This is a genomic window from Stappia sp. (assembly GCF_965276915.1).
Taxonomy (GTDB): domain Bacteria; phylum Pseudomonadota; class Alphaproteobacteria; order Rhizobiales; family Stappiaceae; genus Stappia.
Genome location: NZ_OZ255709.1, coordinates 3,552,695 through 3,567,200, shown reverse-complemented (window position 1 = coordinate 3,567,200; position 14,506 = coordinate 3,552,695). Strand labels below are relative to the sequence as shown.

Here is a 14,506-nt window from a genome sequence, read left to right as displayed (position 1 = left end):
ACGTGGAGTTCCGGAAAACGTAGGGGTTCATGCCGATCTTGGGAGCTTCCAAGGAGCTTCTTCCGGAAGCGATTCTGCGCGAAACGATCGTGATTTTGCTTAGGGGGAATCACTATCATATTGAAAGAAAATCGGTTTTTTGCAGTTAATTGAAAGTTATAAATATCTCTCTTAAGTTGTGATAGGGCAGCATTCCAGTTCAAAGGATGCCGGGGAGGGGGATCATTTAATCCAGGCTCGTCTTTTGGACGAAAGGAAAAGCCATGTTTCGCTTTGGTGGGCGCAAGGTATCGGAATCCGAGGCCATTCGCATTGCGCTGGACAAGTCACAGGCACGCATCGAATTTTCCGCTGACGGAACCATTCTCGACGCCAACCAGAACTTTCTCGACGCGCTCGGCTACAGGCTCGACGAGATCATCGGCAATCACCATTCGATGTTTGTCGACAAGGACTACGCCAGGAGCTCCGAATACAGCGATTTCTGGAAGCGGTTGGGGCGCGGGGAATACCAGGCCGGGCAGTTCAAGCGCTTCGACAAGGAGGGCGTCGTCGTCTGGATCGAGGCCTCCTACAATCCGATCCTGGCCGCGAACGGCAGCGTCCTCAAGATCATCAAGTTTGCCTCCGACGTGACGTCCGCGACGATCGAGGCGGCGGAGATGAAGGGGCAGGTGGAGGCGATCAACAAGGTCAGCGCCGTCATTTCCTTCGACCTGGACGGAACGATCACGGATGCGAATCCGAACTTCCTGGGAGCGGTCGGCTATCGGCTGGAGGAGATCGTCGGCAACCATCACGGGATGTTTGTCGATGACGACTATCGCAAGAGCGCCGATTATCGGGAGTTCTGGCGGAAGCTGCGCGGCGGCGAGTTCCAGGCCGGACAGTTCCGTCGCTACGGCAAGGACGGCAAGGAGATCTGGATCGAGGCGTCCTACAACCCGATCCTGACGCCTGACGGCAAGCCCTACAAGATCATCAAGTTCGCCACCGACATCACCGCGCAGATGAAGCTGCTGCAGAACCTGCAGGAGCTGATTCACAAGAACTTCGCGGACGTGGAGACGGCGCTGTCGCGCACCGACAGGCAGGCCGAAACCGTGGCCGGGGCCGCGGACCAGACCTCCGACCACGTGCAGGCGCTGGCCTCGAGCGCCGAGGAGCTGGCCGCCTCGATTGCTGAAATCTCCCAGAACATGTCCCGATCCCGCGTCGCGACCGAAAGTGCCGCCGAGCATGCGAAGGCGGCCGAGGCGGCGACCGAGAAGCTCGTCAGCGCGGCGACGGCGATGGGCGGGATCGTTGGCCTCATCCAGGATATCGCCGGCCAGATCAACCTTCTGGCGCTGAATGCCACGATCGAGTCGGCGCGCGCCGGCGAGGCCGGCCGCGGCTTTGCCGTGGTGGCCAGCGAGGTGAAGAACCTCGCCGGGGAGGCGGCCAAGGCCACCGACCAGATCGCCCGCGAGATCGACGGCGTGCAGACCGTCACCAGCGACGTGGTGATGACGCTGGAAAACATTCGCGGGGCTGTCGATACGGTCTTCGGTCAGGTGGCCGCCGCCGCGTCCGCGGTGGAGGAACAGAGTGTTGTCACCAGCGGCATGTCGGAAAGCATGCATCAGGTCGCGGCGGCGGTGGGGGCGATTTCCGGCTCGATCACCGAGATCGGGGATGCGGTGACGCAGATCGACGTCGCCTTCAAGACGACCAAGGAGGCGGCCACCGTCCTTGCCAGATAGCGGCCCCGGGCCGTCTCCCGCCGCAGTCGTCAGTGGGTGATGCCGTTGCCGAGATAGGTGCGGATGTCGGACTCGCTCGTGGTCGGGCGGCCGAAGAGGTAGCCCTGGGCGAGGTCGCAGCCGTTTTCCTGCAGGAAGGCGAGCTGTTCCAGCGTCTCGATGCCTTCGGCCACGACATCCATGCCAAGCGATTTGGCCAGGCTGATGACGGTGCGCACGATGACGGCGTCGTCAGGGTCGGTCTCGACATCGCGGACAAACGACTGGTCGATCTTCAGCCGATCCACCTGGATGCGCTTCAGGTGGGCGAGCGAGGCGTAGCCGGTGCCGAAATCATCCAGCGCGATGCGGGTGCCAAGTCGCCGCAATTCGCGCAGGGTCAGGGCAATGCGCTCGGCAAAGCGCCCGAAGATGACGGTCTCCGTCACCTCGACCTCGAGCCTCTCGGCCGGCAACCCGTGCTCTTTCAGCATTGCGGCGACGGTGGCGGCGAAGTCGGGTTCGCGCAGCTGCGCGGCCGAGACATTGACCGAGATCGTGCCATGGTCGAATCCGGCATCGGAGAGCAGTCGCGCAAGGCGCAGCGTGCGGCGCAGGAGCACAAGGCCGAGGGGCACGGCGAGGCCTGTCTCCTCCGACAGGGGGATGAACTCGGCCGGCGAGATCGGCTGGCCGTCCAGCGTCCAGCGGGCGAGCGCCTCGAAGCCCTTGTGAAGGCGGCTGCTCGCCTCGACGATCGGCTGGAAGGCGATGCACAGCTCGTCGGCGGCAATGGCCGCGCGCAACGCCTCGGCAAGGCGCCTGCGACGCTCGCGCACGGCGCTCAGTGCCGGCGAGAAGAACGTGTAGGTCTGCCGGCCCGCAGCCTTGGCCTCGAACAGGGCAATATCTGCATGTTTCAAGAGCGTGTTGGGCGTTTGGCCGTCACGGGGGAAAATCACCGCGCCAAGCGAGACGCTGGTCGACAGGTCGCGGCCTTCGATGCGGACATCCTGCGACAGGCGCGCACTGATGCGGCCGATCACCCTGCGGACCGTGTCCTCGTCCTCGGCCTGGCCGAGAACCACGACGAACTCGTCGCCGCCGATCCGCGCGACGATGTCGGAGGGGCTGACGCATTCGCCCAGCCGCGCGGCGGTGGCGCGCAGGAAGCGGTCGCCGGCATCGTGCCCGAGCGTGTCGTTGATGTCCTTGAAATGATCGAGGTCGAGGAGGATCAGCGCGCCGGAGCGGCCATCCTCCAGCCGCTGGCGCAACGCATCGTCCAGGCGATGGCGCAAAAGGGCGCGATTGGCAAGCCCGGTGAGCTCGTCGCGCTCGGCGAGGCGGCGGATTTCCTCGTCCTTGAGCCGCTGGTTGGTGACGTCGAGGATGACGCTGTGCCAGACGGTTTCTCCGTTTGCCTCGCGGCGCGGCTGGCCGCGCCCCTCAAGCCATTTGAACTTGCCGGAGGGGGTCGTCAGTCGCCAGATATAGTGCCAGGGGGTCAGGCTGCGGGCGGATTCGAGCACCGATTCCATCATCGGCGGCACGTCCTGGGGATGGATCATGTTCCAGATCGGCGTCGGGTCGCTGTTGATCGCCTCCGCCGGCAGTTCCCAGATGCTCTCGCAGCCTGGCGTCATGTCGAAGATCTGGTGCACGCCGTCCTTGCGCAGCCGGTAGCGGAAGATGGCGCCGGGGATGTTTTCTGCCAGCGCACGGAACCTGGCCTCGCTCGCATGCAGGTCCGCATAGGCCTGCATCTGGGCGGTGACGTCGGTGATGGTGATGTTCCAGGCGTCGTTGGGCAGGTCGTGACGGGGCAGGCCGCGTCCGACCGCCCATTTTTCCCGGCCATTGCCGATGTCGATCCGCAGGGTCGCCGTCCATTCTTCGCGCGTGCGGGCGCCGCCGCGCAGCCGGTCGATCACATGCGGCAGATCGTCGGGATGCACGCGTGACCAGAGCCTGCCAAGGTCTTCGCCGACGTCCTGGGGATCCAGACCCCAGACCTCGGCGCAGCTCTCGCTGATATAGTCCACGACATAGGTTCCGTCCGGCCCGCGCGACACGCGCATGACGACGAAGGGCAGGGGATTGGCCAGCATCAGGCGGGCAGCCGGATTGTCCAGGGCCCGCGCCCTGGCAGCGCTGCGTCGTGTCGGTCGGAGCTGCGCCGGCGGCCGTTTCAATATCCCTGTCCGGTTGCTTGCGTCGCCCCTCCTGCCCATGAAACGCATCGGCCGGCGACGACGCTGACGAGTCAGACGTCTGTCGTATACGTAAAAGTGTAGTTCCAACTTCGGCTTAATGGAAATTGATATTTCTACCGTCGTCCACCGGGAGATCAGAGTATGGTATACGCGGTGCAATACTTAAAACCATTCGAAAATTAATATAAACTTGTCGAAAGGGTTTTTTGCCGATGGTTAAAGAGCGGAGGCCGTTCGAAACCTTCGCGGCCGGGGGCTTGTCATCTCTCATAGTGAGGCGGACGGTCCGGCCGCCTGGCGCGGCAACCGGACCTGAGTTCATCTGCTGTTACCCGAATTCGAAGCTTGCTCCCGGGCTTGCCGCAACCATCGAAGCGAACTTCACCTTCAAGACGCTAGAAGCTGACGCCTTCGTCGGCGAAGAAGGGGTAGGGGCCGGCAAATTTCTCAACATAGGCGAGATGGCTGACCACACCGCTGTCACGAGTGTGGTGATGCATGAAGAAGGCCGGCGGCTCCATGATGAATTCGCCCTCGCCCTTGTCGAGTATGTCGAGATGGACCTGATGGCCGGTGCTGGGCGCCAGCGTCATCACCGTTCCGCCGACTGCCGCGATGATCGTGCGGTGGATATGGCCGCACATGACGCGTGCCACGTGGCCGTGACGCGAGATGACGCCGGCAAAGGCGGTGGCATCCTTCAGGCCGATGCGATCCATGTGGGCAATGCCGGTCAGCGCCGGCGGGTGGTGCAGGGCAACCAGCGTCGGGCGGTCGTTCTCGGCCAGCGTGCGATCAAGCCAGGCGAGCTGGGCCTCGCCAAGCTCGCCATGCGGGGCACCCGGGACGGCGCTGTCGAGGGCGACCAGGCGAACATCGCCGATATCGACCGCATAGTGCATCTTGCCGTTCTCGCCCTCGTGGATCGGGCCGACCCCGCTCAGGCTCTCGCGCATAAGCTTGACGGAATCGTGGTTGCCGGGAAGCACGTAGACCGGGGCCTTTAGCCGGGACAGCAGGCGCTGAACGCCGGCATATTCGCGTTCATCCGGGGCGTCGCCGAGATCGCCGGTGACGACGATGGCGTCGGGCTGCGGGTCGAAGGCGTTGAGCGCCTCGATGGCGCGCCGGGCGAGCATGTTGGTTTCGCTGACCCGGTAGCAGGCAAGCCCGCGCGGGCGAATGTGCAGGTCGGTGATCTGTGCGATCAGGGTCATCGGTCTCTCCGTCTTGGGGCGGCACATGCCGGCGCAGTGTCCTGATTTAGCGAAACTGTCCGGCACAGGCGAGGGAAGAAAGCATCGACCGGGTTCCGGATGCGTGGAGCCGGTGCCCGGGGTCAACAGAATGGTTGCGGGATGCGCGCGGAAGGTTTCCCTTTCGCGCGCGCTCATGTAGGAAGCGCGCGGGGGTGTTGGCGCTTGCCGTGGCAGGCCGCAGTAGCAGGCGAATTTGACATGAGCGAAACGACTGCCGGGCAATCCACAGAGGCTTTCGCCGGGCCCGGTGCGCGCTGGTTGCGGACGGTCGGGCATCGCGGCATCGCACCGTTGATGCTGCTCGCGCTTTCGCTTGCCTTCTTCCTGCCCGGTCTTGCGCAGGTGCCGCCGCTCGACCGGGACGAGCCGCGTTTCGCCCAGGCCACCAAACAGATGGTGGAAAGTCGCGATTTCATCGACATCCGTTTCCAGGACGAGGCCCGGCACAAGAAGCCGGTCGGCATCTACTGGCTGCAATCCGCCGCCGTCGAGGCAAGCGGCCTGGGCTCGAAGGCCCCCATCTGGGTCTATCGGCTGCCCTCGCAGATCGGCGCGATCCTCGCCGTGCTCCTGACCTATTGGTGCACGCGGGCCTTTGCCGGCCCGCGCGCCGCCTTCTTTGCCGGCGCGCTTGTCGCGGGGACCCTGCTGCTCGGGGTCGAGGCCCGGCTGGCCAAGACCGATGCGATGCTGCTTGCCACGATCCTGGCGGCGCAGGGCGCGCTGGCGCGCATCTGGCTCGACCGCGAGAGCGGACGCCACCCGCGCCTTGCCGCCGTCTTCTGGGTTGCTCTGGCGCTTTCCGTGCTGATCAAGGGGCCGGTCGGCCCGATGGTCGTCGGTCTGGCGCTTGTTGCTCTTTGCGTGGTGCAACGCCAGCTTTCCTGGCTGAAGCGGCTCTATCCGCTAAAGGGGGGCATCGCGTTCGCGCTGATGGTGCTGCCCTGGTTTGTCGCGATCTATCTTCAGACCGACGGCGCCTTCTTCGACGAGGCGATCGGCAAGGACCTTCTGGCCAAGGTCGGCAGCGGACAGGAGAGCCACGGGGCGCCGCCGCTCACACATCTGGCCGCAGCGCTGGTCACCTTCTGGCCGCTGCCGGCATTCGCCGTGCTGGCCCTGCCGATGCTGATGCGGTCGGTGAAGAGCCCGGTTGTGCTGTTTTCCCTGTGCTGGATCCTGCCGTCCTGGGCGGTGTTCGAGCTGACGGCGACGAAGCTTCCCCATTACACGCTGCCGCTGCTGCCGACGATTGCGCTGCTTGCCGCCGTGCTGCTTTCGCGGCAGTCGGGAGACGCTGAGCAAATGCCCTCGAAGGCGTGGCGCTACGCATCTGCCGGACTGCTGGCCGTGCCGGTGGCGGGTGTCGTCGTGGCGAATTTCGCGGCCGGGCCGGTGCTGGGCACCTGGCCATCGCCTCCTGGCGCGATGATCGCCGTGCTTGCGCTGCTGCCGGCACTTGCGGCGATGCGCCGGCTGGCGCGGGGCGCGGCCGCCGCCGCCCTGCCGCCGACGCTTGCTGCCGGCCTCTTGCTGATCGTCGCGACCTGGGGGTTCACCTTGCCGAGCCTGTCGCCAATGTGGATCAGCCCGCGACTTGCCGCGGAAGTCGGCACGGTCGCAGGGTGTGCGGATCCGCTCGTTGCCAATAGCGGGTTCAACGAGCCGAGCTACATTTTCCTGCAAGGCACTGACACGCGACCGCTTTCGGCTGCGGACACGGCCGCCTTCCTTCTGGAGGTGTCGCAGGCAGGCGGGACCGGACGTTGCCGGATCGCCGTCGTTGAGGCACGCGAGGAAGCTGCCTTCCTCGCCGCGCTGGCCGCGAGCGGGCGCGCGAAGGCGGTTCCCGCAACGCGCATCCAGGGCTTTAACATCAATGGCGGCAAGAAACTGGATTTCGGCATCTACCGGGCCACGGACCTGAACGAATGAGCGAGACCGACAAGAACAGTGACGTGACCGCGACCGACAGCGCCGGTCAGGGCGGGGAGCCGGTGACATCGAGGCTGCCGGCCCGGCTGCGGCGCGCGTTCGAGCGGGCCCGGGCCAACGCGGCGCGCATGAAGGTGCTGGTGGACGGGCGCAATGCGCGGGTCGCCAGCGCGACGCGGACGCTGCCGCCCGGCCATCGGCCGCAGGATGTCCTGGCGGTGCTGCTGCTGACGGTCGGCATTGCCGTCATCGCGCTGGATATCCCGACCTATCCCTGGCTGCGTTCGCTGCCGCAGGAGTACAAGGCGGCCTTCTCGGCGATCACGGATCTTGGCAAGGGGCACTGGATCCTGTGGAGCACCGGTCTTTACTGCCTGCTGACGCTGGCGCTCGACTGGGACGCCATGCGCTTCCGGATACGCATGGCGCTTGGCACCGTGTGGACCTTCGCCGCCTACATCTTCGCGGCGGTGGCGGCAAGCGGTGTTGCCGTTCTGCTGCTGAAATGGGTGCTCGGCCGGGCACGGCCAAAGCTCTACGAGATGGTCGGCCCGGTGCATTTCGACGTGTTCGCCTTCAAAGGTGCCTATACGAGCTTTCCGTCCGGCCATTCCACGACGGTCGCCGCCTATGCCACCGCGCTGGCGCTGATCTTTCCAACCTACCGCTGGCTGATCATCGTGTGCGCCTTCTGGATCGCCTTCAGCCGCATCATGGTCGGGGCGCATTATCCCAGCGACGTGATCGCCGGCACGCTGCTGGGCATGAGCGTGGCGCTGGTCGTCGGACGCTGGATGGCGCGACGGCGCATCGGCTTTGTCTTCGACGATGCCGGCAGCATCCGCCCGATCATCGGCCGGACAGGAGCCCGGCTCGGTGCCAGGGCGCTGCTGCGCGCACTGACCGGAAAGCGCCCGATCGCGGGCACGCCCATCCCCACGCCTTCCGCCGAGGCGCGGCATGACATTCAGGACACACACAAATGAGTGCCGCCGAGCCCGATATTTCCGTCATCGTCCCGGCAAAGGACGAGCGCGACAACCTGGGCGAGCTGATCACCGAGATCTCCGTCGCGCTTGATGGCCGGCTCTTCGAGATCATTGTCGTCGACGACGGTTCGAGCGATGGCACGGCCGGCTATCTGGCGGAACTCGCGCAACAGGCCCCCTATCTGCGAGGGCTGCGTCACGAGGTGGCCTGCGGACAGAGTGCGTCGGTGCGCTCGGGGCTGCATGCCGCGCGCGGGCGCATCGTCGTCACCATAGACGGCGACGGCGAGAACGATCCTGCCTATATTCCGGCGCTGCTCGAAGCGCTTGAGGCGGCCGGTCCCGGCGTGGCGCTGGCGGCCGGGCAGCGCACCGGACGCAAGGCGAGCTGGGCCAAGCGCCAGGCCTCGCGCCTTGCCAACGGGCTGCGCGGCCGGCTGCTGCGGGACCAGACGCGCGATTCCGGCTGCGGGCTGAAGGCAGTGCGGCGGGAGGTCTTTCTGCTTCTGCCTTATTTCGACAGCTGGCACCGCTTCCTGCCGGCGCTGGTTCTGCGCGAGGGGCATGGCGTGACCCATGTCGATATCGTCGACCGGCAACGCCGGCATGGCAGTTCAAAATACGGGATCTTCGACCGCGCGCTGATCGGTATCCTCGATCTTTATGGCGTTTGGTGGCTGCGTCGGCGCCGCCGCAAGGTGCCGCAGGTGACGCCGATCGCGGGCTTCTCGGGTTCGGTCCCGACGAGTGTGGCAACAGGCAAGGAGTGAGCGCCGTGCTGAACGATCTTCTCGCCTGGCTCTATCTGGTCTTTATCGAGCGCTTCGACGGATGGGTGGCGCTCGGCTTCGTCGCCCAGGCGATGTTCATGATGCGCTTCGTGGTGCAGTGGATCGCCTCGGAGCGGGTCGGCCGGTCGATCGTGCCGGTCGCCTTCTGGTTCTTTTCCGTCGCCGGCGGCGGGCTGCTGCTCGTCTACGCGATCCAGGCGGGCGATCCGGTGTTCATCGCCGGGCAGGGACTGGGGCTTGTGATCTATTTCCGCAATCTCTGGCTGATCTTCCGCGAGAAGCGCAAGGACCCCAGCATCTGAAACGCCGCCAGGGGCTTGCCCGCAAGGCCGATGAAAAGCGGGGAAGGGACGGCGCGGGCCGGCGCCGTCCCTTTTTGTTTCAGCCCTTGAGGGCGGCGAAGCCCGCTTCCAGGTCGGCGCGGATGTCGGCGACATCCTCCAGGCCGATATGCAGGCGGATGCCCGGTCCGCCCTCGGGCAGGGGCGTTGCCGTGCGCGCACCCTTGAGGCGAACGGGGATCGCCAGGCTCTCGAACCCGCCCCAGGAGTAGCCGAGCCCGAACAGCTTCAGCGCGTCGAGGAAGGCGTGGCTCTGCTCGAGGCTGACGCTGTCGGTGAAATCGAAGGCGAAGAGGCCGCAGGCGCCGGTGAAATCGCGTTTCCATATGGCATGGCCCGGATCTTCGGGCAGTGCCGGATGGCGGACCCGCGCGACCTCGGGCCGCGTCTGCAGCCAGCGCGCGATCTCCAGGCCGCTGGCCATGTGATGGCGCAGGCGCACGTCCATGGTGCGCAGCCCGCGCAGGCCGAGGAAGACATCGTCCGGCCCGACATGCAGGCCGAGCGCGCCATAGGTCTCGATCAGCCCGTCAAGGGCACGGGGGCTGGCGGCGACGGTGCCCAGCATCGCGTCCGAGTGGCCGACCAGATATTTGGTTCCGGCCTGTATCGACAGGTCGACGCCGTGCTCGATGGCGCGGAAGAAGCAGGCGGTCGCCCAGGTGTTGTCCATCAGAACGAGTGCGCCGGCGGCATGCGCCACCTCGGCGATCGCCGGAATGTCCTGCATCTCGAAGGTCAGCGACCCCGGGGCCTCGGTCATCACCGCCTTCGTGTTCGGCTTGAACAGGGCGGCGATGCCCGCGCCGATGGTCGGGTCGTAATAGTCGACGTCGATGCCCAGGCGCCGAAGCGTGGTTTCGGCGAGATTGCGGGTCGGACCATATGCGCTGTCGGTGATCAGCACGTGGTCGCCGGAAGACAGGCAGGAGAGCAGGGCGAGCGAGATTGCCGCGAGCCCGGACGGGGCGAGCCTGGCACCGGCGGCGCCCTCGATCTCGGTGACGGCGTCCTCAAGGGCGTTGGTGGTCGGATTGCCGCGTCGCGCGTAATGGAAGGGCTGCGCGCCTGTCAGCATTGTCTTGCTGTCGGGGAAGAGGACTGTCGAGGCGTGAACCACCGGCGGGTTCACGAAACCATGGAAATCTTCCGGCGTTCGGCCTGCATGCGTCAGGCGTGTCGCAAGACCTCGCGCCGGGTTGGACTGGGACGCGGACATCTGGATCCTTTCGGAGCTTCTGGCTGGATTTTCGCATTGCGAAAAGTTTTTCACAAATCGTGCCTTACTGTGCGTCGGCCTCTTGACCCATAGCGATAAATGCCATCGAATGCACCCATGAGATGACGGTGGTATCTTCGACGATCACAGAAAAACCAAGATCGCGAAGACGCCGGGAGGGGGTATTCCAGTGTCGACACTGCTTCTTGATGTTGATCGGGGCGGAGTCTGCACACCATGGTCGCATCCTGTATCCCAGACGCGTGATCTCGAAAAAACCCAGAATAAACAGGGCAAAAGAGAAGGCTGCATAACCATGACGCATAAATTCCTTCCGATCGTGCTCGGCGCGGCGCTTGGCTTGACCGCCACCGCCGCTTCCGCTGCGACGCTCGATGATGTGAAGGCCAAGGGCTTCCTGCAGTGCGGCTCGAACACCGGTCTTGCCGGTTTCGCCGCTCCGGACGACAAGGGCGAGTGGAACGGCCTCGATGTCGACACCTGCCGCGCCATCGCCGCGGCTATCTTCGACGATCCGAACGCGGTCAAGTTCACCCCGCTGACGGCCAAGGAGCGCTTCACCGCGCTGCAGACCGGCGAAGTCGACGTGCTGGTGCGCAACACCACCTGGACGATGAGCCGCGACACGACGCTCGGCCTCAACTTCACGGGCGTGAACTACTATGACGGCCAGGGCTTCATGGTCCGCAAGTCGCTCGACGTTTCGTCGGCGCTCGAGCTGTCCGGCGCCTCGGTCTGCGTGCAGACCGGCACCACCACCGAGCTGAACCTGACGGACTACTTCAAGGCCAACGGGATGGACTACAAGCCGGTGGTGTTCGAGAAGCTCGAGGAGGTCAACGCCGCCTACGACGCCAATCGTTGCGACGTCTACACGACCGACGCCTCGGGCCTCTACTCGATCCGCCTGCAGCTTACCAATCCGGGCGACCACATCGTGCTTCCGGAGATCATCTCCAAGGAGCCGCTCGGGCCGGCAGTGCGCCAGGGCGACGACCAGTGGTTCAACCTCGTGAAGTGGGTCCACAACGCGATGCTCAATGCTGAGGAGCTCGGTGTCACCTCGGCCAATGTCGAGGAGATGAAGGCCTCCGAAAACCCGAACATCCGTCGTCTTCTGGGTGTCGAAGGCCAGTTCGGCGAGGCCATCGGCCTCAGCAACGACTGGGCCGCGCGCATCATCAAGCATGTCGGCAACTACGGCGAAACATTCGACCGCAATGTCGGTCCGGATACTCCGCTTGGCATCGCCCGCGGCGTGAATGCGCTGTGGTCGAAGGGTGGCCTGCAGTACGCACCGCCGATCCGCTGATCCGCAAGGACTGAATCGGCCCGGCGCATGATGTGCCGGGCCGGCCTTTCAGTGAAAACCGAGCCTGGTCGTACCGGGCCGGGCATGCCCGCAAAGCGGGTTGGTTTTACGGATCAGGCTGAAGACAGCCGGTCCGGGCGAGGGGAACTTGTCTGACATGACACCTGCGAGCTCTGCCCTTGGCGAGCAAACGGGCGGCGCATCGGGTACATCCTGGTTCTACAATCCGCGCGTGCGCGGTGTGGTCTTCCAGGTGCTCGTCGTCGCTTTCCTTTTCGGGATGCTTGCCTTCTTCGCCTATAACGCGAAGATCAACCTGGAACGTGCTGGGATCGCTTCCGGACTCGGGTTTCTCTCCGAGCGCGCCGGCTTCGACATCTCGCAGACACTGGTCCAGTACACGAATGACAGCAGCTATTTCCGCGCCTTCCTCGTGGGCCTGCTGAACACGCTGCTGGTCGCCGCGATCGGTATCCTGATCGCCACCGTGCTCGGCTTCATCGTCGGTATCTCGCGGCTCTCCAAGAATTTCGTGATCCGCCAGCTCGCCACCTGGTATGTCGAGCTGTTGCGCAACATCCCGCTGCTGCTGCAACTGCTGTTCTGGTACAAGGCCGTGCTGTCGGTGCTGCCGTCGCCGCGCCAGTCGCTGGAACCGCTTTCCGGGGTCTTCCTCAACAATCGCGGCCTGATCCTGCCGGAGATCGTCGGCCAGCCGGGATCCTCGCTGATCGGCTACGCCCTGATCGCCGCCATCGCCGGCGCCTTCGGCCTGTCCCGCTGGGCACGCAAGCGCCAGCTGGCAACGGGCAAGCAGTTCCCCAGCGGCTTCGTCGGCCTCGGCCTGATCCTGGGCCTGCCGCTGCTGGCCTTCCTGCTCGCCGGCATGCCGATGGAGCTCGCCTACGCGGAGCTCAAGGGGTTCAATTTCCGCGGCGGCGTCGTCGTCAACCCGGAATTCATGGCGCTCCTGCTCGGCCTGTCGCTCTACACTGCGGCCTTCATCGCGGAGATCGTGCGTGCCGGTATCCTGGCCGTCTCGCACGGCCAGACGGAAGCCGCCTTCTCGCTCGGTCTCCGGCCGCGGCGCACGCTGCAACTCGTCGTCATCCCGCAGGCGATGCGGGTGATCATTCCGCCGCTGACCAGCCAGTACCTGAACCTGACCAAGAACTCCTCGCTCGCGGTCGCGATCGGTTATCCCGATCTGGTCGCGGTGTTCGCGGGAACGGTGCTCAACCAGACCGGCCAGGCCGTCGAGGTGATCATCATCACGATGCTCGTCTACCTCACCCTGTCGCTGCTCACCTCGGGCTTCATGAACTGGTACAACGCGCGCATGGCGCTGGTGGAGAGGTAGGGCGATGACCACCAACAAGATCGCCTACTTGCGCAAGGACGAGGCGCCCAGCCTGCCGCCGCCGGTGACCAAGACCGGCGCCATCGGCTGGGTGAGGGACAACCTGTTCGACAGCGTCGCAAACTCGATCCTGACGATTGTCGGCATTGCCATCCTGGCGCTGATCCTGCCACCGATCATCAACTGGCTGTTCATCGACGCGGTCTGGACCGGCACCGGCCGCGATGCCTGCGTCGCCGAAGGCGCCGGAGCCTGCTGGGCCTTTGTCTATGCCAAGTTCGGTCAGTTCATGTATGGCCGCTATCCGGATCCGGAGCGCTGGCGGGTGGACCTGACCGGCCTGCTTTTGATCGCCGGCCTGGTGCCGGCGGCGATCCCGCAGGTGCCGTTCAAGCGGGAGACGGTGATCTACCTGCTGGTCGTCTTCCCGATTGTCGGCTTCATATTGCTGACCGGCGGCAATGTAGACATTTCCGGCACCTTCTGGCTTGGTTTTGCGATCATCGGCGGCGTTCTTCTGGCCGTCACGACGATGGTGTGCATGAACGCCGGCATCCCGCTCGCCGGGCCGCTGACCGCGGTCTTGTCCGGGTGGGCAGCGCTGGCGCTCGTCTTCGGTGTGGTGTCCTTCGACTTCGGGCTTGTCTATGTCGAAACGCAGCTGTGGGGCGGGTTGCTGGTGACCCTGGTGGTTGCCATCGTCGGCATCGTCGCCTCGTTCCCGCTGGGTATCGTCCTGGCTCTCGGGCGCCGGTCGAAACTGCCGGCGGTGAAGCTGATCTCGGTGATCTTCATCGAGTTCTGGCGCGGCGTGCCGCTGATCACCGTGCTGTTCATGTCCTCGGTGATGCTGCCTCTGTTCCTTCCTGACGGCGTCAATTTCGACAAGCTGCTCAGGGCGCTGATCGGCGTCGCACTGTTTGCCTCCGCCTATATGGCCGAGGTGGTGCGTGGCGGGTTGCAGGCGATCCCCAAGGGGCAGTACGAGGCGGCCGACGCGATGGGCCTGTCGTTCTGGCAGGGTATCGGGCTGGTGATCATGCCGCAGGCGCTGAAACTGGTCATTCCCGGCATCGTCAACACCTTCATCGGCCTGTTCAAGGATACGAGCCTGGTGCTGATCATCGGGCTGTTCGACCTGCTCGGCATCGTGACGCTGAACTTCTCGGACTCCAACTGGGCCTCACCCAACACGCCGGCGACGGGCTTCATCTTCGCGGCCTTCGTCTTCTGGATCTTCTGCTTCGGCATGTCGCGCTACTCCATCTACATGGAGCGCCGCCTGCATACCGGTCACGCGCGCTGACGCGCGCGGACCCCGGAGCGACCGACATTCGAA

11 protein-coding genes are annotated in these 14,506 nt (G+C 64.9%); 8 read left to right on the top strand and 3 right to left on the bottom strand.

The genetic code is table 11. The features are described from left to right. Positions 1-263 precede the first annotated feature (263 nt). On the top strand, positions 264-1,745 hold the full coding sequence (locus ACQY46_RS16440) for a methyl-accepting chemotaxis protein (RefSeq protein ID WP_428697094.1): 1,482 nt from the start codon (positions 264-266) through the stop codon (positions 1,743-1,745). Between the two features lie 29 nt (positions 1,746-1,774). Here the strand turns inward: ACQY46_RS16440 and ACQY46_RS16435 are convergent, their stop codons facing one another. Continuing rightward, entirely contained in the window at positions 1,775-3,919 is a 2,145-nt protein-coding gene (locus tag ACQY46_RS16435) for a putative bifunctional diguanylate cyclase/phosphodiesterase (protein ID WP_428697093.1), read from the bottom strand. A 416-nt stretch (positions 3,920-4,335) separates the two neighbouring features. Next, positions 4,336-5,157: a phosphodiesterase gene (locus ACQY46_RS16430; RefSeq protein ID WP_428697092.1), complete on the bottom strand. Its 822-nt coding sequence runs from the start codon at positions 5,155-5,157 to the stop codon at positions 4,336-4,338. Positions 5,158-5,397: 240 nt separating this feature from the next. Between ACQY46_RS16430 and ACQY46_RS16425 the strand changes: the two genes are divergently transcribed. Genes ACQY46_RS16425 through ACQY46_RS16410 form a run of 4 tightly spaced genes read left to right on the top strand, consistent with a single transcriptional unit; the run spans position 5,398 to position 9,216 of the window. Next, a complete protein-coding gene (locus tag ACQY46_RS16425; RefSeq protein ID WP_428697091.1) occupies positions 5,398-7,134 on the top strand; it encodes an ArnT family glycosyltransferase in 1,737 nt (578 codons plus the stop codon). Continuing rightward, positions 7,131-8,120 carry a phosphatase PAP2 family protein gene (locus ACQY46_RS16420; RefSeq protein WP_428697090.1) on the top strand — a complete coding sequence of 330 codons (990 nt, stop codon included), beginning with the start codon at positions 7,131-7,133 and terminating at the stop codon, positions 8,118-8,120. The genes ACQY46_RS16425 and ACQY46_RS16420 overlap by 4 nt, the downstream gene beginning before the upstream one ends. After that, positions 8,117-8,893, top strand: coding sequence for a glycosyltransferase family 2 protein (locus ACQY46_RS16415; protein ID WP_428697089.1), 777 nt, complete (start codon positions 8,117-8,119; stop codon positions 8,891-8,893). Before ACQY46_RS16420 ends, ACQY46_RS16415 begins: the two co-directional genes overlap by 4 nt. A gap of 8 nt (positions 8,894-8,901) precedes the next feature. Beyond that, a complete protein-coding gene (locus ACQY46_RS16410; RefSeq protein ID WP_428700511.1) occupies positions 8,902-9,216 on the top strand; it encodes a lipid-A-disaccharide synthase N-terminal domain-containing protein in 315 nt (104 codons plus the stop codon). A 79-nt stretch (positions 9,217-9,295) separates the two neighbouring features. Here the strand turns inward: ACQY46_RS16410 and metC are convergent, their stop codons facing one another. Further along, entirely contained in the window at positions 9,296-10,474 is a 1,179-nt protein-coding gene (metC, locus tag ACQY46_RS16405) for a cystathionine beta-lyase (RefSeq protein ID WP_428697088.1), read from the bottom strand. Between the two features lie 316 nt (positions 10,475-10,790). On the opposite strand from metC, the gene ACQY46_RS16400 reads away from it, so the two are divergent. The 3 genes from ACQY46_RS16400 (at position 10,791) to ACQY46_RS16390 (ending at position 14,473) form a co-directional block, all read left to right on the top strand. After that, entirely contained in the window at positions 10,791-11,807 is a 1,017-nt protein-coding gene (locus ACQY46_RS16400; protein ID WP_428697087.1) for an amino acid ABC transporter substrate-binding protein, read from the top strand. A 157-nt stretch (positions 11,808-11,964) separates the two neighbouring features. Then, entirely contained in the window at positions 11,965-13,167 is a 1,203-nt protein-coding gene (locus ACQY46_RS16395; RefSeq protein ID WP_428697086.1) for an amino acid ABC transporter permease, read from the top strand. Positions 13,168-13,294: 127 nt separating this feature from the next. Further along, positions 13,295-14,473, top strand: a complete 1,179-nt coding sequence (locus ACQY46_RS16390; protein ID WP_428700509.1) for an amino acid ABC transporter permease — start codon at positions 13,295-13,297, stop codon at positions 14,471-14,473. Positions 14,474-14,506 lie beyond the last annotated feature (33 nt).

Coding starts and splice junctions, on each gene's coding strand:
- ACQY46_RS16440 (WP_428697094.1), top strand. CDS start 264: ATGTTTCGCTTTGGTGGGCGCAAGGTATCGGAATCCGAGGCCATTCGC.
- ACQY46_RS16430 (WP_428697092.1), bottom strand. CDS start 5,157: ATGACCCTGATCGCACAGATCACCGACCTGCACATTCGCCCGCGCGGG.
- ACQY46_RS16425 (WP_428697091.1), top strand. CDS start 5,398: ATGAGCGAAACGACTGCCGGGCAATCCACAGAGGCTTTCGCCGGGCCC.
- ACQY46_RS16420 (WP_428697090.1), top strand. CDS start 7,131: ATGAGCGAGACCGACAAGAACAGTGACGTGACCGCGACCGACAGCGCC.
- ACQY46_RS16415 (WP_428697089.1), top strand. CDS start 8,117: ATGAGTGCCGCCGAGCCCGATATTTCCGTCATCGTCCCGGCAAAGGAC.
- metC (WP_428697088.1), bottom strand. CDS start 10,474: ATGTCCGCGTCCCAGTCCAACCCGGCGCGAGGTCTTGCGACACGCCTG.
- ACQY46_RS16400 (WP_428697087.1), top strand. CDS start 10,791: ATGACGCATAAATTCCTTCCGATCGTGCTCGGCGCGGCGCTTGGCTTG.
- ACQY46_RS16395 (WP_428697086.1), top strand. CDS start 11,965: ATGACACCTGCGAGCTCTGCCCTTGGCGAGCAAACGGGCGGCGCATCG.